Source organism: Streptomyces sp. NPDC045956 (genome assembly GCF_056430705.1).
In genome coordinates, this window is sequence record NZ_JBWKKZ010000018.1 from 83,682 (window position 1) to 104,352 (window position 20,671).

The 20,671-nt window shown below is 72.3% G+C and carries 20 protein-coding genes and 1 rRNA gene; 5 read left to right on the top strand and 16 right to left on the bottom strand.

Annotated elements, in window-relative coordinates; translation table 11 throughout:
* The first annotated feature begins 156 nt into the window (after positions 1-156).
* A complete protein-coding gene (locus tag AC07FV_RS33850; protein ID WP_479091519.1) occupies positions 157-909 on the top strand; it encodes a DUF4232 domain-containing protein in 753 nt (250 codons plus the stop codon).
* 43 nt (positions 910-952) lie between these two features.
* On the opposite strand, the gene hemB is transcribed toward AC07FV_RS33850, so the two are convergent.
* Positions 953-1,945 (bottom strand): porphobilinogen synthase, encoded by a 993-nt coding sequence (hemB, locus tag AC07FV_RS33855; protein WP_479091521.1) that lies wholly within the window; start codon positions 1,943-1,945, stop codon positions 953-955.
* Positions 1,946-2,071: 126 nt separating this feature from the next.
* Between hemB and AC07FV_RS33860 the strand changes: the two genes are divergently transcribed.
* On the top strand, positions 2,072-2,521 hold the full coding sequence (locus tag AC07FV_RS33860) for a MarR family winged helix-turn-helix transcriptional regulator (protein ID WP_383646715.1): 450 nt from the start codon (positions 2,072-2,074) through the stop codon (positions 2,519-2,521).
* Here AC07FV_RS33860 and AC07FV_RS33865 read toward each other — a convergent pair.
* From AC07FV_RS33865 to AC07FV_RS33890, 6 genes are all read right to left on the bottom strand, one after another.
* A complete protein-coding gene (locus tag AC07FV_RS33865) occupies positions 2,518-3,288 on the bottom strand; it encodes a nitroreductase/quinone reductase family protein (protein WP_479091522.1) in 771 nt (256 codons plus the stop codon). The genes AC07FV_RS33860 and AC07FV_RS33865 overlap by 4 nt on opposite strands.
* A 384-nt stretch (positions 3,289-3,672) precedes the next feature.
* Positions 3,673-5,370 (bottom strand): bifunctional uroporphyrinogen-III C-methyltransferase/uroporphyrinogen-III synthase, encoded by a 1,698-nt coding sequence (locus AC07FV_RS33870; RefSeq protein ID WP_356609430.1) that lies wholly within the window; start codon positions 5,368-5,370, stop codon positions 3,673-3,675.
* Entirely contained in the window at positions 5,367-6,338 is a 972-nt protein-coding gene (hemC, locus tag AC07FV_RS33875; RefSeq protein ID WP_356609432.1) for a hydroxymethylbilane synthase, read from the bottom strand. Before hemC ends, AC07FV_RS33870 begins: the two co-directional genes overlap by 4 nt.
* Positions 6,335-8,059 carry a glutamyl-tRNA reductase gene (locus AC07FV_RS33880; RefSeq protein WP_479091523.1) on the bottom strand — a complete coding sequence of 575 codons (1,725 nt, stop codon included), beginning with the start codon at positions 8,057-8,059 and terminating at the stop codon, positions 6,335-6,337. Before AC07FV_RS33880 ends, hemC begins: the two co-directional genes overlap by 4 nt.
* Positions 8,056-8,823: a redox-sensing transcriptional repressor Rex gene (locus tag AC07FV_RS33885; RefSeq protein ID WP_479091524.1), complete on the bottom strand. Its 768-nt coding sequence runs from the start codon at positions 8,821-8,823 to the stop codon at positions 8,056-8,058. Before AC07FV_RS33885 ends, AC07FV_RS33880 begins: the two co-directional genes overlap by 4 nt.
* A 274-nt stretch (positions 8,824-9,097) precedes the next feature.
* Positions 9,098-9,430, bottom strand: a complete 333-nt coding sequence (locus tag AC07FV_RS33890) for a glutaredoxin family protein (RefSeq protein WP_479091525.1) — start codon at positions 9,428-9,430, stop codon at positions 9,098-9,100.
* Positions 9,431-9,604: 174 nt separating this feature from the next.
* Here AC07FV_RS33890 and AC07FV_RS33895 point away from each other — a divergent pair, with 174 nt between their 5' ends.
* From AC07FV_RS33895 to AC07FV_RS33905, 3 genes are all read left to right on the top strand, one after another.
* Positions 9,605-10,525, top strand: a complete 921-nt coding sequence (locus AC07FV_RS33895) for an HAD family hydrolase (protein ID WP_479091527.1) — start codon at positions 9,605-9,607, stop codon at positions 10,523-10,525.
* Between the two features lie 319 nt (positions 10,526-10,844).
* The gene (locus AC07FV_RS33900) at positions 10,845-11,639 is read left to right on the top strand and encodes an ECF subfamily RNA polymerase sigma factor, BldN family (protein WP_479091529.1); all 795 of its coding nucleotides are present in this window, start codon (positions 10,845-10,847) and stop codon (positions 11,637-11,639) included.
* Positions 11,640-11,900: 261 nt separating this feature from the next.
* Entirely contained in the window at positions 11,901-13,139 is a 1,239-nt protein-coding gene (locus AC07FV_RS33905; protein ID WP_479091530.1) for a DUF5667 domain-containing protein, read from the top strand.
* A gap of 264 nt (positions 13,140-13,403) precedes the next feature.
* Here AC07FV_RS33905 and AC07FV_RS33910 read toward each other — a convergent pair whose 3' ends face one another.
* The 9 genes from AC07FV_RS33910 to rrf all read right to left on the bottom strand — a co-directional run.
* Positions 13,404-14,501 (bottom strand): lysophospholipid acyltransferase family protein, encoded by a 1,098-nt coding sequence (locus AC07FV_RS33910; RefSeq protein ID WP_479091532.1) that lies wholly within the window; start codon positions 14,499-14,501, stop codon positions 13,404-13,406.
* Between the two features lie 14 nt (positions 14,502-14,515).
* Positions 14,516-15,577: an NAD-dependent epimerase/dehydratase family protein gene (locus AC07FV_RS33915; RefSeq protein ID WP_479091534.1), complete on the bottom strand. Its 1,062-nt coding sequence runs from the start codon at positions 15,575-15,577 to the stop codon at positions 14,516-14,518.
* Between the two features lie 209 nt (positions 15,578-15,786).
* Positions 15,787-15,885, bottom strand: a complete 99-nt coding sequence (locus AC07FV_RS33920; protein WP_003948845.1) for a 30S ribosomal protein bS22 — start codon at positions 15,883-15,885, stop codon at positions 15,787-15,789.
* A gap of 191 nt (positions 15,886-16,076) precedes the next feature.
* Positions 16,077-16,289 (bottom strand): helix-turn-helix domain-containing protein, encoded by a 213-nt coding sequence (locus AC07FV_RS33925; RefSeq protein WP_004984898.1) that lies wholly within the window; start codon positions 16,287-16,289, stop codon positions 16,077-16,079.
* Between the two features lie 129 nt (positions 16,290-16,418).
* Positions 16,419-17,234, bottom strand: coding sequence for a phosphatase (locus AC07FV_RS33930; RefSeq protein WP_479091536.1), 816 nt, complete (start codon positions 17,232-17,234; stop codon positions 16,419-16,421).
* 187 nt (positions 17,235-17,421) lie between these two features.
* Positions 17,422-18,594, bottom strand: a complete 1,173-nt coding sequence (locus AC07FV_RS33935) for an acetoin utilization protein AcuC (RefSeq protein WP_383646684.1) — start codon at positions 18,592-18,594, stop codon at positions 17,422-17,424.
* Positions 18,545-19,792 (bottom strand): MFS transporter, encoded by a 1,248-nt coding sequence (locus AC07FV_RS33940; RefSeq protein ID WP_479091538.1) that lies wholly within the window; start codon positions 19,790-19,792, stop codon positions 18,545-18,547. The genes AC07FV_RS33935 and AC07FV_RS33940 overlap by 50 nt, the downstream gene beginning before the upstream one ends.
* 79 nt (positions 19,793-19,871) lie before the next feature.
* Positions 19,872-20,516, bottom strand: coding sequence for an HAD family hydrolase (locus AC07FV_RS33945; RefSeq protein WP_479091539.1), 645 nt, complete (start codon positions 20,514-20,516; stop codon positions 19,872-19,874).
* A gap of 63 nt (positions 20,517-20,579) precedes the next feature.
* Positions 20,580-20,671: ribosomal RNA gene (gene rrf, locus AC07FV_RS33950) — 5S ribosomal RNA — on the bottom strand; the annotation flags it as partial.

Sequence of the window (20,671 nt, forward strand, 5' to 3'; positions counted from 1 at the left end):
CCCAGGTCAGAGCCGTTCCGGCATCCCATTGTCCCGCATCCCCCGGCTCCACTGGCGACCGGGACGGACCCGACCCCAAGCTGTGGTCATCCAAGCAGCCGCTCCCCGCCGACGGTCGAGCGGCTCACCTCAACTCCTCCCGAAGGGGAACCAGTCATGTCCGCACGCACCACCCGTACCCGCCTGTTCGCCGCCACCACGGTCGCCCTGGCCGCGCTCGCCCTGACGGCCTGCGAGGGCGACGGAACGGACACGGGCGCCTCCTCCCCGTCCTCCGCCGCCCCGGCCGGACAGCAGAGCGAGCGGCCCACCGGCGGGAAGGAGTCGGCCGGGGCGGGCACGGAGGCCGACGGCACCAAGGAGACGAACGGCTCCGCGGGCCCGGCCGCCTCCTCCGGTTCCTCCGGTTCCACCGGTTCCTCCGGCGCTTCCGGCTCCGGCTCCGCCGGCACCTCCGGCTCCGCCGGCACCTCGGGCGGCTCCGGCGACGAGGACTCCGACCTGCCCGGCAAGTGCTCCGCGGCCGACGTCAGGATCACCGCGACGGAGGTGCCCCGCCCGATCAACCACCTGCTGCTGACCGCCACCAACACCGGCTCGAAGACCTGCATGCTCCCGCAGTACCCGGCGGCCCGCTTCGGCGAGGCGCAGTCGGTGCCGCCGGTCGCGGAGTCGACCAAGCCGCAGTCACTGACCGGCGTCCAGCCCGGTGAGGCCGGCTACGCCGGGGTCCTGCTGTCGGCCGGCGACGGCAGCGGCGAGAACGGCTACCAGACCGACACCCTCACGATCCCCTTCGAGGACGGCTCCATCGCCACCGTCGCCCTGCCCTCCGGCGGCGTGTACGTCGACACCGCGCTGACGGTCACGTACTGGCAGACCGACATGGACGCGGCCCTCAGCCACTGAAGGGGTGCCCGCACCCCCTGCACGAAGCACCGGGGGAGGTCGCTCAGCGCAGCGTGCGAGCGACCTCGGTGGCCCAGTAGGTCAGGATGTTGCGCGCGCCGGCCCGCTTGATGCCGGTCAGCGCCTCGATGATGGCCCGGTCGCGGTCGATCCAGCCCTTCTCGGCGGCGGCCTCGATCATCGAGTACTCGCCGGAGATCTGGTAGGCGGCGACGGGCACGTCCGAGGCCTCGGCGACCTTGGCCAGGATGTCGAGGTAGGGACCGGCCGGCTTCACCATCACCATGTCGGCGCCCTCCTCCAGGTCGAGGGCCAGCTCCCGCATCGCGTCCCGCGCGTTGGCGGCGTCCTGCTGATAGGTCTTCCGGTCCCCCCGCAGGGCGGACCCGACGGCCTCCCGGAAGGGCCCGTAGAACGCGGAGGCGTACTTGACCGTGTAGGCGAGGACGGCGACGTCCTCCCGCCCGATCTGGTCGAGCGCGTCCCGGACGACGCCGATCTGCCCGTCCATCATCCCGCTGGGCCCCACCACATGGGCACCCGCGTCGGCCTGGACCTGCGCCATCTCGGCGTACCGCTCCAGGGTGGCGTCGTTGTCGACCCGCCCCTGGGTGTCCAGCACCCCGCAGTGCCCGTGGTCCGTGAACTCGTCGAGACACAGGTCGGACATGACGAGCAGCTCGTCCCCGACCTCGGCCCGCACGTCCCGCAGCGCGACCTGGAGAATCCCGTCCGGGTCGGTGCCGGCCGTACCGGCCGCGTCCTTCTTCTCGTCCTCCGGCACCCCGAAGAGCATGATCCCGGAGACCCCGGCCTCGACCGCCTCCGCGGCGGCCTTCTTCAGGGAGTCCCGGGTGTGCTGCACGACGCCGGGCATCGCGCCGATCGGCACCGGCTCGCTCACGCCCTCGCGGACGAAGGCGGGGAGGATGAAGTCGGCGGGGTGCAGCCGGGTCTCGGCGACCATCCGACGCATGACGGGGGTGCTCCGCAGCCGCCGGGGCCGGGTGCCGGGAAAGGATCCGTACGTCGACATACCACCTACGCTACGCCCGCCCCACCCGTGCCTTTGCCGACGAGGAGTCGGACCCGGCCGCCCTTGACCTCAAGTTCGGTCGAGCTCCTACGGTCGCTCCCACGCACACCGGACGAGGGAGTGACCATGCAGTACACGCACACCGACGCCGAACTGGTGAAGCAGCCGATCGGCTACTGGAGCTGGGCCGCTTACAAGGCCGTCATCGACCGCACCCGCGCAGCGCTCGACGGGATCGGCACCACCCAGCCCCAGTGGTGGGTCCTCAACCAGGTCGCCGACGCCCCGAAGGCCCGCGAGGAGGTGTCCGCCCTCCTGCGGAACTACCTCGACACGGGCCAGGAGATGGAACCGGAGATCGACGCGACCCTCGCGCGGGGCTGGATCACCCAGAGCCCCGACGGCCACCTGGCCCTCACCCCCGAGGGCAGGGCCTTCCAGGAGAAGGCCGCCGCCCTCCAGAGCGAGCTGTGGGCGGAACGCCACGCCGGCATCTCCGACGAGGAGTACCTGACCACCATGAAGGTGCTCCAGCGCTTCATCCACAACACCGGCGGGAAGGCCTGGCACCACTAGGGGGCGGCCGGCGGCCACGGCACGTCGGCCAGCAACGGGATCAGCGTCTCCTCCTCGTGGTCGAGGTGGGCGTCCAGCTCCGCCGACATCGCCGCCAGCTCCGTACGGAAACGCCCCGGGTCGGCGATGTGGATGTCGGCCAGCAGCGCCGCCAGGTCGGCCTGGACGCGGGCGATCGCACGGTGCTCGCCGGCGAGCCGGTCGAAGACGTCGGCCAGACCGGGGTGGTGGGCGGCGATCCCCGGGAAGAGGTGCCCGTCCTCGCTCTCGTGATGGAACTCCAGGGCCTGGCAGAACGCCAGGCACCGCTGCCGGATCTGGAGCCCGAGGCCGGCCGGCGCACCGGCGCCCCGGCGCGCGAAGTGCGCCTCGGTCTCGGCCCGCACCTGACGCAGCTGCCCCCGCAGCCAGGTGTGGACCTCGAGCAGCTTGTCGGCGAGCGTACGGACCTCCGCCGGGCCCTGCCACCCCTCGGGCTCGGCCCGCTCCAGCACCACCCCCGGGGGCAGCGGGCCGGCCGTCGGCACGGCGAGGGCCTCGAAGGAGTCGGTGCCGATCTCGACACCGACCACGGGACGGGCCAGCACGTCGTGGTACCAGGCGGGGAGGTCCGGGCCGGGGCCGGACGCGGGGACCAGGAGGGAGCCCCCGTGGCGGACGTGTCCGAGCCGAGTGGTGCGCGGCGCCCCCGTCCCGGCGTCGGTGGTGGTCAGCAGGAGCGGGTTCCCGTCCTCGGCGGTGACGGGTCGCGGGAAAGGCGTGGGCATAGGGATGCGTGTCTCCATGACGGCGGACCGCGACGGACGTCACGGTGCCGGAAAACCGGAAAAACCCGGGAAGGGGAAGGGGGAAGAGGCGAGGCGGAGGAAGGACGACGACGTGCGGATGCGCTGCGTCGTGTCAGGGCGCGGAGTGCGGACTCATCACGGACCCCTTGGAGAAGGGCGCTCGCCCGATCGCCGGCCGGCCCACTGCTCTTTGACCGGCGCCACGCGGCACCGCCCTCATTACACGCACCCGCCGGCCGGCTGTCAACGGAGTTCCGGCCCGGCCCCGGCGCCCCGCACGCACATGGCCCGCACCCGGGTTCCGGGTGCGGGCCATGTCCGCGAGTCGGTCAGTCGCGACGCCTCACGTCGAGGAGCGACCCCTCACGTCGAGGAGCGACGCCTGCGCGCCCCCGGCCGCCGCTCGCTCGGCCGTGTCACCGGGTCCCCGGCCTCCAGGGCCGCCGCCCGGCGCGCCAGGCCGAAGTCGGCCAGGGCCTCCGCCAGCTTGTGGACGGACGGCTCGGGAGCCATGACGTCCACTCGCAGCCCGTGCTCCTCGGCCGTCTTGGCCGTGGCCGGGCCGATGCACGCGATCACGGTGACGTTGTGCGGCTTGCCCGCGATCCCCACCAGGTTCCGCACGGTGGACGACGAGGTGAACAGCACCGCGTCGAAGCCGCCGCCCTTGATCGCCTCGCGGGTGGTGGCCGGTGGCGGCGAGGCGCGCACCGTCCGGTAGGCGGTGACGTCGTCGACCTCCCAGCCCAGCTCGATCAGCCCGGCGACCAGCGTCTCCGTGGCGATGTCGGCGCGCGGCAGGAAGACGCGGTCGATCGGGTCGAAGACCGGGTCGTAGGGCGGCCAGTCCTCCAGCAGACCGGCGGCCGACTGCTCACCGCTCGGCACCAGGTCCGGCTTCACCCCGAAGGCGACGAGGGCCTTCGCCGTCTGCTCGCCCACCGCCGCGACCTTGATGCCCGCGAACGCACGGGCGTCGAGACCGTACTCCTCGAACTTCTCCCGGACCGCCTTCACCGCGTTGACCGACGTGAACGCGATCCACTCGTAGCGGCCCGTCACCAGGCCCTTGACCGCCCGCTCCATCTGCTGGGGCGTGCGCGGCGGCTCGACCGCGATGGTCGGCACCTCGCTGGGTACGGCCCCGTACGACCGCAGCTGGTCGGAGAGCGACGCCGCCTGCTCCTTCGTGCGCGGCACGAGGACCTTCCAGCCGAACAGCGGCTTGGACTCGAACCACGACAGCTGGTCGCGCCGGGCGGGGGCGCTGCGCTCGCCGACCACGGCTATCACCGGACGGCCACCGTCCGGGGACGGCAGCACCTTCGCCTGCTTCAGCGTCTGCGCGACCGTGCCGAGCGTCGCCGTCCAGGTGCGCTGCCGGGTCGTCGTACCGGCGACCGTCACCGTCAGCGGGGTGTCCGGCTTGCGGCCCGCCGACACCAGCTCACCGGCGGCCGCGGCGACCGAGTCGAGCGTCGTCGAGACCACCACGGTCCCGTCGGAGGCGCCCACCTCGGTCCAGCACCGGGCCGACGCCGTACGGGCGTCCACGAACCGCACGTCGGCGCCCTCGGCGTCCCGCAGCGGCACACCGGCGTACGCGGGCACACCGACGGCGTTCGCGATACCGGGGACGACCTCGAAGGGCACCCCGGCCGCGGCGCACGCCAGCATCTCCTCGGCGGCGTACGTGTCGAGCCCGGGGTCCCCGGTCACGGCACGCACGACCCGCCTGCCGCCCCGCGCGGCCTCCATGACAAGATGTGCGGCATCCCGCACGGCGGGGACGCCCACGGTCGTCGACGAGCCGTCAACTACCGTCAGCTGGGGCGTGCCTGCACCCGGATCCGACGGATCGGCATCCGTGTGCATCTCGGTCACGCCCTGCCGCGCATGCGTGCGCACGACGTCGAGCACCTCGTGCTCGGCGACGAGGACATCCGCGTGCGACAGCGCCTCCACGGCGCGCAGGGTCAGCAGTCCCGGATCTCCGGGTCCGGCACCGAGGAAGGTGACGTGCCCGTGTTCGGGACCGGCGGTAAAGGTGGTGGGGCTCACTGTGCTCGCTCCCCCATCAGACCGGCCGCGCCCTGGGCGAGCATGTCGGTGGCGAGTTCGCGACCGAATGCCAGTGCCGCCTCGTGCGTCTCGGGCACGGGACCGGTGGTGGACAGCTGCACCAGCGTCGAGCCGTCGGTCGTGCCGACGACGCCGCGCAGGCGCATTTCCTTGACAATCTGCCCGTCGGCCAGGAGGTCGGCCAGTGCGCCCACGGGGGCGCTGCAACCGGCCTCCAGGGCGGCGAGCAGGGACCGCTCGGCCGTCACGGCGACCCGCGTGAACGGGTCGTCGAGTTCGGCGAGCGCGGCGACGAGTTCGGCGTCCTGGGCGGTGTTCGCCGCCCTGCACTCGATCGCCAGTGCCCCCTGGCCGGGGGCGGGCAGAACCGTGTCGACCGACAGGAAGTCGGTCACCTCGTCGATGCGGCCCACCCGGTTCAGCCCGGCGGCGGCCAGCACGACGGCGTCCAGCTCACCGCTGTGGACGTACCCGATGCGCGTGTCGACGTTGCCCCGGATCGGGACCGTCTCGATCTCCAGCCCGTGCGTGCGGGCGTACGCGTTCAGCTGCGCCATGCGGCGCGGGGCGCCGGTGCCTATGCGCGCCCCGCGGGGCAGGTCGGTCAGCTTGCGCGCGTCCCGGGCGACGACCACGTCCCGCGGGTCCTCGCGGACCGGGACGGCGGCCACCACCAGGTCCTCGTGCTGCGCGGTGGGGAGGTCCTTCAGCGAGTGAACCGCGAAGTCCACCTCCCCCCGCAGCAGTGCCTCGCGCAGCGCCGCCACGAACACGCCCGTGCCGCCGATCTGCGCCAGGTGCTCGCGCGAGACGTCGCCGTAGGTCGTGATCTCGACCAGCTCAACGGGCCGACCGGTCACCTGGCTCACGGCGTCCGCCACCTGCCCGGACTGGGCCAGGGCGAGCTTGCTGCGCCTGGTCCCCAGCCTCAGTGCCTTCTCAGTCATGCCGGCCCTCGGTTCTTCTCAGTGGTGCTGTTCTCGGCGCGGGAGACGGAGGCCACCGTCTCGGGGTCGAGGTCGAACAGGGTGCGCAGCGCGTCCGCGTACCCGGCGCCGCCGGGCTCGGCGGCAAGCTGCTTGACCCGGACCGTCGGCGCGTGCAGCAGCTTGTCGACCACACGCTTGACGGTCTGGGTGATCTCGGCGCGGTGTTTGTCGTCGAGGCCCGGCAGCCGCCCCTCCAGCCGGGCGATCTCGCCCGCCACGACGCCGGCGGCCATGCTGCGCAGCGCGACGACGGTGGGCGTGATGTGCGCGGCCCGCTGGGCGGCACCGAAGGCGGCGACCTCGTCGGCGACGATCCGCCGGACCAGGTCGACGTCGGCGGCCATCGGCGCGTCGGCCGAGGCGTCGGCGAGCGACTCGATGTCCACCAGGCGCACCCCGGCCAGCCGGTGCGCGGCGGCGTCGATGTCGCGCGGCATGGCGAGGTCGAGCAGGAAGAGCACGGGCTCGGGGCGCGGCGCCTCGGCGACCGGCTCGGGCCGCCGGCGCTCGGGGATGCGGCCGACGCTCGCGGCCGTCGCGGCGAGCGCGGTGATCAGCTCGGCGTCCGCCTCGGCGCCCGCGCGCCCGGCCTCGCGCGGCCGGTCCACGGCCGTACCGCCCGCGGCCCACGCCCCGTGCTGCTCCAGCGTCGCCGCGTCCATGCCGGCCACGGCGGCCTCGCCCATCACGGAGAAGCCGGTCGGCACGGACGACAGGTCGAGCGGGCAGTTCTCGTCGGCGCCCGCACCCGGCAGCGGCGTCTCCGGCGCGGCGTCGGTGCCGGCGACCGGGGCCGCGGCGGACGGGGCGCTGTCCACCTCGGCGACGGGCGCGCCGGTACGGCCCTCCACCGTCGCCGCCACGGCGTCGGCGGTGAGGACGAGCCCGGTCGCGCCGGTGCAGGAGACGGCCACGTCGGCACGTGTCAGTTCGTCCGGCACCGAATCCATCGGTACCGCACGGGCCAGCACGTCCGTGTCGTCGCCCTCGGTCAGGATCCTGGCGAGCCGCTCGGCCCGCTCGAAGGTGCGGTTGGCGACCACGATCTCGGCGACCCCGGCCCGCGCCAGCGTGGCGGCGGCCAGCGAGGACATCGAACCGGCGCCGATGACCAGTGCCTTCTTGCCCCGCACCCAGGTCTGGACCTCGGCCCCGGCCGCGAGCTGCTCCAGGCCGAAGGTGACCAGGGACTGGCCGGCCCGGTCGATGCCGGTCTCGGAGTGGGCCCGCTTGCCGACCCTGAGCGCCTGCTGGAACAGGTCGTTCAGCAGCCGTCCGGCGGTGTGCGAGTCCTGCGCCCGGGCCAGGGAGTCCTTTATCTGGCCGAGGATCTGGCCCTCGCCGACCACCATCGAGTCGAGCCCGCAGGCCACCGAGAAGAAGTGGTGGACGGCCCGGTCCTCGTAGTGCACGTACAGGTACGGAGTCAGCTCCTCCAGGCCGACCCCGCTGTGCTGGGCCAGCAGCGTGGACAGCTCGGCGACACCGGCGTGGAACTTGTCCACGTCGGCGTACAGCTCGATGCGGTTGCAGGTGGCCAGCACCGCGGCCTCGGTGGCCGGTTCGGCGGCGACCGTGTCCTGCAACAGCTTGAGCTGGGCGTCCGCGTTCAGCGAGGCCCGCTCCAGGACGCTGACCGGAGCGCTGCGGTGACTCAGCCCGACGACGAGGAGACTCATGCCGGCATCACGGCGGGCACGTCCCCGTCGGGTCCCTGGTCGGTGGAGGGCTGCTTGCGGGCGGCGACGCGCGGCACGGCACCGGTGTCGGCCGCGGCCTCCTCGCCCGCCTTGCGCTGCTCGTGGAAGGCGAGGATCTGGAGCTCGATGGAGAGGTCGACCTTGCGCACGTCGACGCCGTCCGGCACGGACAGCACGGTCGGCGCGAAGTTCAGGATGGAGGTGACGCCGGCGGCCACGAGCCGGTCGCAGACCTGCTGGGCGGCACCGGCGGGCGTCGCGATCACGCCGATGGAGACACCGTCGTCCTGGATGATCTTCTCCAGCTCGTCGGTGTGCTGCACCGGGATGCCGGCGACGGGCTTTCCGGCCATTCCCGGATCGGCGTCGATGAGCGCGGCGACCCGGAAACCGCGGGAGGCGAAACCGCCGTAGTTGGCGAGCGCGGCGCCGAGGTTTCCGATACCGACGATCACAACCGGCCAGTCCTGGGTGAGCCCCAGCTCGCGGGAGATCTGGTAGACGAGATACTCGACGTCGTAGCCGACACCCCGGGTCCCGTAGGAGCCGAGGTAGGAGAAGTCCTTGCGCAGCTTCGCGGAGTTCACCCCCGCCGCGGCCGCCAGCTCCTCGGAGGAGACCGTGGGCACCGAGCGCTCCGACAGTGCGGTGAGGGCTCGGAGGTACAGCGGAAGCCTGGCGACGGTGGCCTCGGGAATCCCTCGGCTGCGGGTCGCCGGTCGGTGTGTTCGGCCAGTTGCCACGGTGCTCCTGCGGGTAGAGCGGGGCTGTAGGCGGTCATACGTCCCTACATGACCGCCCCGTCGAATGCAGGCTATGTCTTTGTGAACGCGTGCACAAAGATGGTGTCCGATTTGCCCGGCCAACGTGACCGGGCTCACGCGCCCCCGGCGCACGAACCGGGAACCGGCGCATACGCGCCCGCGTTCCTCTCCCATCGGAGGCAAAGCCGCACACGCTCCTCACGATCAACGCCCCCGAGACCAAGTCACCATCGATCCTAAGCGACCATCCGGACTACTTGGACTCGTCGGTCAGTGCCTTGCGCAGCCGTTCCTCGTTCACACGCCAGAAGGTGTGCTGCCGACCGTCCACGAGGACGACCGGGATCTGCTCCCAGTACTGGTCGTGGAGCCCGCGGTCCCGGGTGATGTCCTTCCCCTCCCAGGGGACGCCCAGGTCGGCGCAGACCTTCTCGACGACGAGTTGTGCGTCGTCACACAGATGGCAGCCGGGTTTGCGGATGAGGGTGACGAGATGGTTCTCGGAGTACTCAGGGGACTGCGCGGCCTGCGGGGCTTGCGGGGTCTGCGAGGGCTTTCGGCGGAAGAGGGGACTCATGCCGGCCATTCTCGCGCGCCCGGCCCCGCCGGCCGAGCCCCGCGCACGAACCGGTCCGCCTGCCGCCCCGGCGTCCCGGCGCGCACCGGGGACCGCTCCTGCGGCGACCCGGTCGCCCAGAGTTCACACCCTCCGAACCTCTCGGCTCCGAAGCCTCCGAACAAACTGGCTATGCTCACGGACATGGCCGCTCTTCGATGGCTCACCCCCCGTAGGCGCTCCGCCACGGCGCGGAGCGTGTTGGCAGGCGAGGCCTCGGCCGAGGCAGCCCGCAAGTCCGCGCTGAGCGCGGCGCCGGACACGGGCGCGGAGCCGGACTTCCCCGTCCACGGCGACGAGCGCGCGGCCGCCTTCTTCGACCTCGACAACACCGTCATGCAGGGCGCCGCGATCTTCCACTTCGGCCGGGGCCTGTACAAGCGGAAGTTCTTCGAGACCCGCGACCTCGCCCGGTTCGCCTGGCAGCAGGCCTACTTCCGGCTGGCCGGTCTCGAGGACCCCGAGCACATGCAGGACGCCCGCGACTCGGCGCTGTCGATCGTCAAGGGCCACCGCGTCTCCGAGCTGAAGACCATCGGCGAGGAGATCTACGACGAGTACATGGCCGAGCGGATCTGGCCCGGCACCCGCGCCCTCGCCCAGGCCCACCTGGACGCCGGGCAGAAGGTCTGGCTGGTCACGGCCGCCCCGGTGGAGATCGCCCAGGTGATCGCCCGCCGCCTCGGCCTGACCGGCGCGCTCGGCACGGTGGCCGAGTCCATCGGCGGCGTCTACACGGGCAAGCTGGTCGGCGAACCGCTGCACGGCCCCGCGAAGGCCGAGGCGGTACGGGCGCTGGCGGCCGCGGAGGCCCTCGACCTGTCCCGCTGCGCCGCCTACAGCGACTCCCACAACGACATCCCGATGCTGTCCCTGGTCGGACACCCGTACGCCATCAACCCGGACTCCAAGCTGCGCAAGCACGCCCGCGATCTGGAGTGGCGCCTGCGCGACTACCGCACCGGCCGCAAGGCGGCCAAGGTCGGCATCCCGGCGGCCGCGGGCGTCGGGGCCGTGGCGGGCGGCACCGCGGCGGCCATCGCGCTGCACCGCCGCCGCCGCTGACCCGGGCCGGCCGGCGCACCGAGCCATGTGACGTACCCGTCGGCCGGCCGCTCCAGTCCACCTTTCTCACATCGGCCACAACACGCTCTGTAGTCAACCGGAATCCGAACCATTCCGGTCACCAAGTGATCACCCTGTTGCAGCTGATCGAGCGTCAATCGGGCACGGAAGCGACGTAATCGATGATTTGAGCAACTGGGCGTAGCAGTGCCTGCACGAAGCGTTATTCTCCTCAGACGCATTCCGGCACCCCACCTTCGCTACGACGGGTGAATGGTTCCGTACTGCACGTGATGGAAGCTCTGCCTCTGGGAGTCCCGTGTACCCACACGTCGGGGTTGACGCCTCGGGCCTGGCTACGCTGCGCGCAACGGTCAAAACAGCACAAGACCTGTTGCGCGGCTTCGTCCCCACCGCGTACGCCGTCCCCGTCCTCGCCACCGCCGCCACCCCCGTCGGTCCTTGCTACGCACTGGCCGACGGAAGCGCCGCCGTCGGCAGACGCGCGCGGTCGTCCTCGTCCGGGGCCGCCGCCACCACCCACCGCCGTCCCGCCGCGGACAGCGACAGCGCCCGCATGATGGACCTGGTCGAGCGGGCACAGGCCGGCGAGGCCGACGCCTTCGGACGGCTCTACGACCAGTACAGCGACACCGTGTACCGCTACATCTACTACCGCGTGGGCGGCAAGGCGACCGCCGAGGACCTCACCAGCGAGACCTTCCTGCGGGCCCTGCGGCGCATCGGCACCTTCACCTGGCAGGGGCGGGACTTCGGTGCCTGGCTGGTGACCATCGCCCGCAACCTGGTCGCCGACCACTTCAAGTCCAGCCGCTTCCGCCTGGAGATCACCACCGGCGAGATGCTCGACGCCAACGAGGTCGAGCGGTCCCCCGAGGACTCCGTCCTCGAATCCCTCTCCAACGCCGCCCTGCTGGAGGCCGTGCGCCGGCTCAACCCGCAGCAGCAGGAGTGCGTGACCCTGCGCTTCCTCCAGGGCCTCTCGGTCGCCGAGACGGCCCGCGTCATGGGCAAGAACGAGGGCGCCATCAAGACGCTCCAGTACCGGGCGGTGCGCACCCTGGCCCGGCTGCTCCCGGACGACGCGCGCTGAGATCCCGGCGCCCCGAGGCGCCGTCCCCACCGGAACTCTCCGCTGTCCCCACATGACCACCAGTGAGAGTCTGTTGAGTCCGCGGTCCGATCATCCACCGTCCGTAACCCAAGTGCCACGCCGCTCGTTGTGCGGGATGCAGGCTCCCTGTGGTCACCCCCTGGTCGACTCCGATCACACGATCGGGTGGTTCCGATCAGGGTGTGCAACCCTCAGGACCCCCTGGGGAGTCGACCGTCATGACGAGAGGAGGTGCCGCCAGTGATCGCGAACGTATCGGCACACCGGCGGGCGAACGCCTTCGCCCAGGCTCTGGAGGAGCAGTCCGATCCCGGGGCGGCGGCCGAGCAGTCCGAAGGACCGACAGGCGCCGAGGCCACCGTCGAACCGACCGAGCAGGGTCGTCTCCTGACCCTCGCCACCGGTCTGGAGACGCTGCCCCGGCCCGAGCTGGATCCCGAGGTCAAGGTCGTCCAGCGAGCCCAGCTGGTGGCCGCGTTCGAGGCCATGCTCCAGGAGGGCGGGGCGGCGGCCACTTCGGTTCCCGAGCAGCGCCGGACGCGCGGCACCCACCGGGCGGCCCCGCTCCAGAGGTTCCGGCCGCGCTCACGGCTGGCCAAGGGCCTCACCGCGGGCGGACTGAGCGTGAGCGTGGCAGCCGGAGCCTTCGGCGGAGTCGCCGCCGCCAGTTCGGACGCCCTGCCCGGCGATTCGCTCTACGGCCTCAAGCGCGGCATAGAGGACTTCCGCCTCGGTCTCACCGACGGGGACGACGAGCGCGGCGAGGCCTATCTGGACCTGGCCTCGACCCGGCTCAGCGAGGCGCGCCGGCTGATGGAGCGCGGGCGCAGCGGCCCCCTCGACCACGAGTCCCTCGGCGAGATCCGCCGCGCCCTGTCCGGCATGCGGCACGACGCGTCCGAGGGCCACCGGCTGCTCAGCGCGGCCTATGCGCGCGACCCCGGGTCGCTCGCCCCCATGCAGGCGCTCTCCGCCTTCTCCCGCTCCCACCGGGAAGCCTGGGGAGCCCTGCGCGAGCGCCTGCCCGTACAGCTCGGGGACGTCAGCGAACAGGTGTCATCGGTCTTCGACGCCATAGAGGACGACGTGGCCCCGCTGCAGTCCATGCTGCCGCAGCCACCGGCCCAGGACGACGAGAGCGGCGGCGGCGACGGCGGCCGACGGGGCGGCTCCGAGTCGGCGACCACCGGCACCCCCGGCTCCGGCCGCACGTCGACGCCCAGCACCGGCGGCGACGGCACGCCCGACCGGGGGCGCGGCGACAGCCGTGCGCCCAGCGAGTCGGCCGGCTCCGGCAGCGCCGAGGACGGCCTGCTCGGCGGCAACACGGGCGGCCTGCTCGACCCGCCGAAGGACAGCGGCCCCGCCTCTCCGTCCACGGGCGGCAACACCCCGCCCGCCGAGCCGGACGTGACCCTGCCGCCCCTCCTCCCCGGCCTGCTGCCCGGCCTGGGCATCGAGGCGGAGGACGCGGACTGATCCACGGCTGGTACGCCGACGGGGGCGCCCCTCCCACGAGGGGCGCCCCCGTCGGCGTACGGCGAGCCTCAACCGGACTCCGTCCGCCGACTCACCGCACCCATCGGCACGCGACACCCCACGTCAGAAGAAGACCGACCGCCGCTGCACCAACAGCTTGGCCCCTCCCGTCCGCTGCCCTCGCACCGCTCCGCGGGCTTCACGCAGCTGCGCCGGACTCCGTCCGCCGACTCACCGCACCCATCGGCACGGGGACACCCCACCTCAGAAGAAGACCGACCGCCGCTGCACCAACAGCTTGTACAGCGTGTGCTGGATCTGCTCCCGCACCTGGTCGGTCAGGTTGAACATCAGCATCGGGTCGTCGGCGGCCTCCGGCGGGTAGCCGTCCGTCGGGATCGGCTCGCCGAACTGGATCGTCCACTTCGTCGGCAGCGGCACCGCGCCGAGCGGACCCAGCCACGGGAAGGTCGGCGTGAGCGGGAAGTACGGGAAGCCCAGCAACCGCGCCAGGGTCTTGGCGTTGCCGATCATCGGGTAGATCTCCTCCGCGCCCACGATCGAGCACGGGATGATCGGCGCACCCTGCCGCAGCGCCGTGGACACGAAGCCGCCCCGGCCGAAGCGCTGTAGCTTGTAACGCTCGCCGAACGGCTTGCCGATGCCCTTGAACCCCTCCGGCATCACCCCGACCAGCTCGCCCTGACCGAGCAGCCGTTCGGCGTCCTCCGCGCAGGCCAGCGTGTGGCCGAGCTTGCGGGCCAGCTCGTTCACCACCGGCAGCACGAACACCAGGTCCGCCGCCAGCAGCCGCAGATGCCGGTCCGCCGGATGGTGGTCGTGCACGGCGACCTGCATCATCAGGCCGTCCAGCGGCAGCGTCCCGGAGTGGTTGGCGACGATCAGCGCACCGCCCTCGGCCGGGATGTTCTCCACGCCCTTCACCTCGACCCGGAAGTACTTCTCGTACACCGGCCGCAGCAGGGACATCAGCACCTGGTCGGTGAGCTCGGCGTCGTAGCCGAAGTCGTCGACCTCGTAGTCACCGGTGAGCCGGCGGCGCAGGAAGGCCAGGCCGCCCGCGATCCGCCGCTCCAGGCCGCCGTCCCCGCCCTCCGCACGCGGCTCGGCCTCACCCGGCCTCTCCTGCGGTTCCTCCGTCGCACGGGCATCATCCTGCGCGGCGTCCCGCACCGGCAGGGGCGCCACCTCACGCACCGGCGCGGACTCCGCCGCGCCCTGGGGCCGGCTCCCCGCGCCGGCGCCACGACGCCGCGCCGGGCGCTGTGCCGCCGCGCCGCCGCTCGTGCCGCTCCCCCGCGACCGGTCGTCGTCGAACGGAATGACCTTGGCGTCCGCCATCGTTGCTGCGCTCCTCAGTTGGCGCTCTGCGTCGGGAGGGGGCCACTGCCCCGCAGGGACAGCTCCGCGACCCGGTCGACGGCCCCCGCGAGGGCCTGGGGCGGCAGCAGTCCGGCACCGCGGCCGCGCGCGAAGTCCGTGAACGCCTCGGCCGTCGTGTACTTCGGCCGAAAACCCAGCGTCTCGCGCATCTGCGTCGTGTCCACCACCCGCCCGTGGGTGAGCAGCCGGATCTGCTCGGGGGAGAAGTCCGTCATCCCCAGCGTACGCACGAGCGTGCCCGCCCAGGTGACCGCCGGCAGCAGCAGCGGAACCGTGGGGCGGCCCAGCCGGCGCGAGCACTGGGAGAGCAGCAGCACGCCGTCGCCCGCGATGTTGAAGGTGCCGCTGTTCAGCGTCCCCCGCCGCGGCTCGTGCGAGGAGATCCGCAGGACCTCGATCACGTCGTCCTCGTGCACGAACTGCAACCGCGGGTCGTAGCCGAACACCGTCGGCAGCACCGGCAGTCCGAAGTACGAGGCGAGCGGGGTGTCCGCGCCCGGGCCCAGGATGTTGGCGAACCGCAGGACCGTCACCGCCACGTCGGGGCGCCGGCGCGCGAACCCGCGCACGTACCCCTCGACCTCCACCGCGTCCTTGGCGAAACCGCCGCTGGGCAGGGACTTGGGGGCGGTGGTCTCGGTGCACACGGCCGGGTCGCGCGGTGCGGACCCGTAGACGTTCGTACTGGACTTCACCACGAGCCGCTGCACGGCCGGCGACTTCTGGCAGGCACCGAGCAGCTGCATCGTGCCGATGACGTTGGTCTCCTTGACCGACGTACGGCTGCCGCTGACCAGGGGCGTACCCGTGACGTCCAGGTGGACGACCGTGTCGGCGCGGGTCTCGGCGAGCACCCGCCCGATGGCCGACTGCCGGATGTCGGCCTGCACGAAATCGGCGCCGCCCAGATGGTGCTCGGGCGCGACGGCGTCCACGGCCACGACCCGGTCCACGTCGGGATCGCGCTGGATGCGCCGCACGAAACGGCCCCCCAGCGGCCGGGCCACTCCGGTCACGAGCACGACCTTGCCCAAGATCAGCGCCTTCCTTCCGCCTCGCTCCGTACCCTGCCGCGTTCCCGTCTGCGGGCCAACTTAGCCGGTCGGTGTCGCACGGCGACCACCACCGGACGCGGCACATGACGAGAATTAGCGGATACGGCCGAGCCCCGCGCCGGACACGACTGTGGCCCCCCACCGGACGCGGTGGGGGGCCACAGGACACGCTGACGGCGCAGCGTCGCTTACTTCTTGTTGCGACGCTGAACGCGCGTGCGCTTGAGCAGCTTGCGGTGCTTCTTCTTGGCCATCCGCTTGCGCCGCTTCTTGATAACAGAGCCCACGACTACCCTCGCTCACTTCTCATCACTCGGTTGTTGGGCGCCATGGGCCCACACGACCTACGAGGGGTCAGCCTACCCGCCCGAGCGCTGAGGTCGTAATCGAGGTGCCGAGGGGGTCCGGGAGGCCGGGAGAGGACCTGATGAGCCCTGATGAGCCCTGGCGGGCCCGGAGAGCCTCCCCCGGGCCACCGTCAGGCCGTCTCCACCCCCACGTAGCTCTCGCGGAGGTACTCGTGAACCGCTTGCTCCGGGACACGGAACGACCGTCCCACCCGGATCGCGGGCAGATGACCGCTGTGCACCAACCGGTACACGGTCATCTTGGACACGCGCATCACCGAGGCGACCTCCGCCACGGTAAGGAACTGAACCTCGTTCAGAGGCCTTTCGCCTGCTGCAGCCATGACACACCTGAACCTTCCGCACTCGACGGCCACCGGCTTCCCCTTCCGGTGACTCTTCGTCGCTGCGTGCTCACTCCCCAATGTAGGGGCGGGTGATGCGAATGGGGAAGAGGTGCACCCATCGCTTCCCTACCGTGACAGACACGCGCGATTGAGTACGTAGCGGGTGAGCGGTCGGTAGTACTCGGAACGCACAGCGTCATCAAGTGGAACGACGACGGACACGGACCCCTCCGCCTGGCCGACGAAGGGCGCGGGATCGTCCGTGTCGGCCGGCCCGATCGCCTCGAACCCCAGCTGACCTGCTCCGCAGACCCAGCCGTGGTCCCCGATCACCAGCTCGGGCAGCGGCCCTCCGCCCTCGGCCGCGACAGCCAGCGCGGTACGAACCGGGAGCGGCGAATGCGTGTGTGCGCCGGGCTCACCACCGGCGCGTCCGGTACCGGGCTCCCGCACCAACGCGACTCCCCGGTCGTAGTCGAGACGGTACGTGCGTAGACCGAACCGGGTCGTTATGTCGACACGGCGACCCTGCGCCGGGGTGAGGACAGCACATCCCGCCGCCGACAGCGCCTCGGCCAAGGCGACGTAGAAACCGAGCAGCCGGTGCGGGTGCCCGGTGCCGAGGAGGACCGGTGCGCCACGCTGAGCGACCGCCGCGAGCCGGCCCGCGAAGGCGTCGAGGGCGGCCAGGGTCCGGTCCGGGTCGATCACGTCCTGACCCGAGGTGTGCCGCGGATCGGCCGAGACGCCGCACCTCTCCGCCATCAGTCCGAGCAGCTCCCGCTGCCCCCAGTCCCGCACCGGGTCGATCCCGATCAGCGCCCGCGGATCCCGTGCGGCGAACAACCGGTAACTGCGCAGGCTCACCTCGCGCGAGGTCGCCACGACCCCGGCGAGAGCGGCGTCCAGAAGATGGGCCCGAAGAGCTTCACGGGTCAGCACGCACCTGATGCTGCCGGTTCCGCCGCCTCCGCGACGAGGAACGCCCGAATCCACCCACGGTCGGCGTAACCTCCCGGGCGCGGCCGGACTCGAGCGGGGGCACCCCCGCTGAGCACCCCCTCGACGCCGGGCCCGCGCACCGTCGCGGGCACCGCGCCCCGCTCACCCCGGTCGGGCCCGCACACCGTCAGGCCAGCAGGCCTCGCAACGGGAACACCGCCCGCCGAGCCGCGACCACCGCCTGGTCCAACCGGTCCGCGGGGTCGTATCCCGCCTCCCACGCCGCCCACGACACCGGCCAGCGCCCGTCCGTCATCCGCATCGGCCCGAGCTGCCGCGTCCGCGCGAACACCTCCTGCCGCCATCCCTCGGGGATCACCGTCTCCGGCTCCACCGGCCGCCCCGCCGCGATCCCCACCAGGTGCGTCCACGACCGCGGCACCACGTCCACCACGGCGTAGCCACCCCCGCCCAGCGCCACCCACCGCCCTTCGGCGTGCTCGTGCGCCAGCTCGTGGCAGGCCACCTGCACCGCCCGCTGCGCGTCCAGCGAGACCGCGAGGTGCGCGAGCGGATCCTCGAAGTGCGTGTCCGCCCCGTGCTGCGTCACCAGCACCTGCGGCCGGAAGTCCGCCAGCACCTCCGGCACCACCGCGTGGAACGCCCGCAGCCACCCCGCGTCCCCGGTGCCCGCGGGCAGCGCGACGTTCACCGCCGATCCCTCGGCGCAGTCGGCCCCGGTCTCCTCCGGCCACCCGGTCTGCGGGAACAGCGTCCGCGGATGCTCGTGCAGCGACACCGTCAGGACCCGCGGGTCCTCCCAGAACGCCGCCTGCACCCCGTCCCCGTGATGCACGTCCACATCGACGTACGCGACCCGCTCGGCCCCCAGCTCCAGCAGCCGCGCGATCGCCAGCGCCGCGTCGTTGTACACGCAGAACCCGGAGGCCGCGCCCGGCATCGCGTGGTGCAGCCCGCCCGCGAAGTTCACCGCGTGCGACGCCTCCCCCCGCCACACCGCCTCCGCCGCCCCCACCGACTGCCCGGCGATCAGCGAGGACACCTCGTGCATCCCCGCGAAGGCCGGATCGTCGACCGTCCCGAGCCCGTACGACCCGTCCGCCGAACCCGGCTCCGCCGAGGCCGCCTTCACCGCGTCGATGTAGTCCTGCCGGTGGACGAGCCGCAGCGTCGACTCCCCGGCCGGCCGCGCCGAGACGACCTCCACCTCACGGTCGAGCCCCAGGGCACCGACCAGTCCTCGCGTCAGGGCGAGCCGGACCGGGTCCATCGGATGCTCCGGCCCGAAGTCATAGCCCGTTACCGCCTCGTCCCACATCAGCTGTGCGCGACCGCTCATGCCCGCCACCGTATCGGTCCGGTTGAGCCTCGAACGACCGGGCGTACACGACCGTCACCAGCACCAACACCATCGGTACGAGCATCGCCCCGCGGTAGCTCCAGACATCCCCGAGCGCCCCGACCAGCGGCGAACCGATCAGAAAACCGACGTAGTTGAACACATTGAGCCGCGCCACCGCCGCGTCGGACGCACCGGGCCGGCCGTCCCGCTCCGCGGCCAGCCGCCCGGCCGCCGCGAACGTCTGCGGCACCAGCACGCACAACCCAAGCCCCACCAGCGTGAACCCGAGCATCCCCACCCACGCCCCCGGAGCCCCTGCCACCACCGCGAACCCGCACGCCGCGACGACCGCGCCCACCCGCACCACGGCCGCGGCCCCGAACCGCCGCACACCGAAGTCCCCGACGGCCCGCCCCACCAGCGTGGTCACCATGTACACGTTGTACGGCACGGTCGCTGTCTGCTCCGAACTCCCCAGCACGTCCTGGAGGTACTTCGCGCTCCAGTTGGAGACGGTCGAGTCCCCGATGTACGCGAACGTCATCACCAGGCACAGCGGCAGCAGCACCATGAAGCCGACGCCCGCGCTCTCCCCCTTCCGCGGCCCCTGACTCCCAGCCGCCCCACCGGCCTCCTCCTCCCCGTCGACGTACCAACGGCTGCCCACCAGCGCGGCCGGCAACAGCACGGCCACGACCGGGAGATACGAGACCCACAGCGCCAGCCCCCAGTGCGCACCGGCCCAGGCCAGCGAGGCGCCCAGAATCCCGCCCAGGCTGTACGCCGCGTGGAACCCCAGCATGATGCTCCGCCGGTACGACCGTTGCAGGCTCACCCCCAGCATGTTCATCGACGCGTCCAACGCGCCCACCGCGAGCCCGAAGACGGCCAGCGCGACGGCCAGCACCGCCATCCGGTCCCCCACCCCCACGCCGAGCAGGGCCAGGAGCACCACGGGCTGGGACCACCGCAGCACCCGGCTCGGTGGCGTCCGCCGCACCCACCGCTCGGTCACCACACTGCCGACACCGGCGAGGACGGGCACGGCGGCCAGGAAGACGGGCAGGAGAGCGTCGGACACGCCGTACCGGTCCTGGACGGCCGGGATGCGCGTGACGAGCAGCGCGAAGGCGACCCCCTGGGCGAAGAAGCCGAACGCCAACGAGACCCTGCCGCGCCGCAGCACATCAGTCATGGCGGCGAGCGTAGGGCCCCCGCTTACCCGTGGGTAGATCCAGCCAAAGATGAATCCGGCTCAGCTTCACCGCGGCCGGTCACTGCAACAGGCCCTCCAGGTCCGCCATGTCGCCGAAGAGCCGGTCGGCGTCGGCGAGCTTCGCGGGCGGCGTCATCGCGGTGAACCCGTAGACGTCCATGCCGGCGGCCCGGGCCGCCCGCACGCCGAGCGGGCTGTCCTCGATCACGGCACACCGCTGTGGCGCGACGCCCATCCGCTCGGCCGCGTGGAGGAACAGGTCCGGTGCGGGCTTGCCCCGCCCCACGTCCTCGGAGCTGAAGATCCGCTCGTCCCCGAACCACTGGTCGAGCCCGGTCTTCCGGTGCCCCACCCGGATCCGCTCGTGGCTCCCGGAGGAGGCCACGCAGAAGGCCGTCCCGTCCGCCGCGAGCTTCCCGAGGACGTCGACGGCACCGGGCACGGGCTCCAGGTCGCGCTCGAACGCCGCGAACACCCGCCGGTGGAAGACGTCGTCGAAGTCGTCGGGCAGCCGCCGCCCGGTCCGCTCCAGCACGAGGTCGTGCACCCGGTGCATCGCTCCCCCCATGTAGTCCCGGAGGGAGTCCTCGTACGACGTCGGGTGTCCCAGCTCGGTCAGATAGCCGGCCAGGAGCCGGTTGGAGATCGGCTCGCTGTCGACGAGAACACCGTCGTTGTCGAAGATGACCAGTTCATAGCGCATAGGACGACCCTAAACGCAGAAAACCCCGCACCGTTCCCGGTGCGGGGTCTTCTCGCAATAATTGTTCGGCGGCGTCCTACTCTCCCACAGGGTCCCCCCTGCAGTACCATCGGCGCTGAAAGGCTTAGCTTCCGGGTTCGGAATGTAACCGGGCG

Bases quoted from the DNA above. Each gene is read 5' to 3' on its own strand.
- AC07FV_RS33850 (WP_479091519.1), top strand. From the start codon at position 157: ATGTCCGCACGCACCACCCGTACCCGCCTGTTCGCCGCCACCACGGTC.
- hemB (WP_479091521.1), bottom strand. From the start codon at position 1,945: ATGTCGACGTACGGATCCTTTCCCGGCACCCGGCCCCGGCGGCTGCGG.
- AC07FV_RS33860 (WP_383646715.1), top strand. From the start codon at position 2,072: ATGCAGTACACGCACACCGACGCCGAACTGGTGAAGCAGCCGATCGGC.
- AC07FV_RS33865 (WP_479091522.1), bottom strand. From the start codon at position 3,288: ATGCCCACGCCTTTCCCGCGACCCGTCACCGCCGAGGACGGGAACCCG.
- hemC (WP_356609432.1), bottom strand. From the start codon at position 6,338: ATGACTGAGAAGGCACTGAGGCTGGGGACCAGGCGCAGCAAGCTCGCC.
- AC07FV_RS33880 (WP_479091523.1), bottom strand. From the start codon at position 8,059: ATGAGTCTCCTCGTCGTCGGGCTGAGTCACCGCAGCGCTCCGGTCAGC.
- AC07FV_RS33890 (WP_479091525.1), bottom strand. From the start codon at position 9,430: ATGGCCGGCATGAGTCCCCTCTTCCGCCGAAAGCCCTCGCAGACCCCG.
- AC07FV_RS33895 (WP_479091527.1), top strand. From the start codon at position 9,605: ATGGCCGCTCTTCGATGGCTCACCCCCCGTAGGCGCTCCGCCACGGCG.
- AC07FV_RS33910 (WP_479091532.1), bottom strand. From the start codon at position 14,501: ATGGCGGACGCCAAGGTCATTCCGTTCGACGACGACCGGTCGCGGGGG.
- AC07FV_RS33925 (WP_004984898.1), bottom strand. From the start codon at position 16,289: ATGGCTGCAGCAGGCGAAAGGCCTCTGAACGAGGTTCAGTTCCTTACC.
- AC07FV_RS33935 (WP_383646684.1), bottom strand. From the start codon at position 18,594: ATGAGCGGTCGCGCACAGCTGATGTGGGACGAGGCGGTAACGGGCTAT.
- AC07FV_RS33940 (WP_479091538.1), bottom strand. From the start codon at position 19,792: ATGACTGATGTGCTGCGGCGCGGCAGGGTCTCGTTGGCGTTCGGCTTC.
- AC07FV_RS33945 (WP_479091539.1), bottom strand. From the start codon at position 20,516: ATGCGCTATGAACTGGTCATCTTCGACAACGACGGTGTTCTCGTCGAC.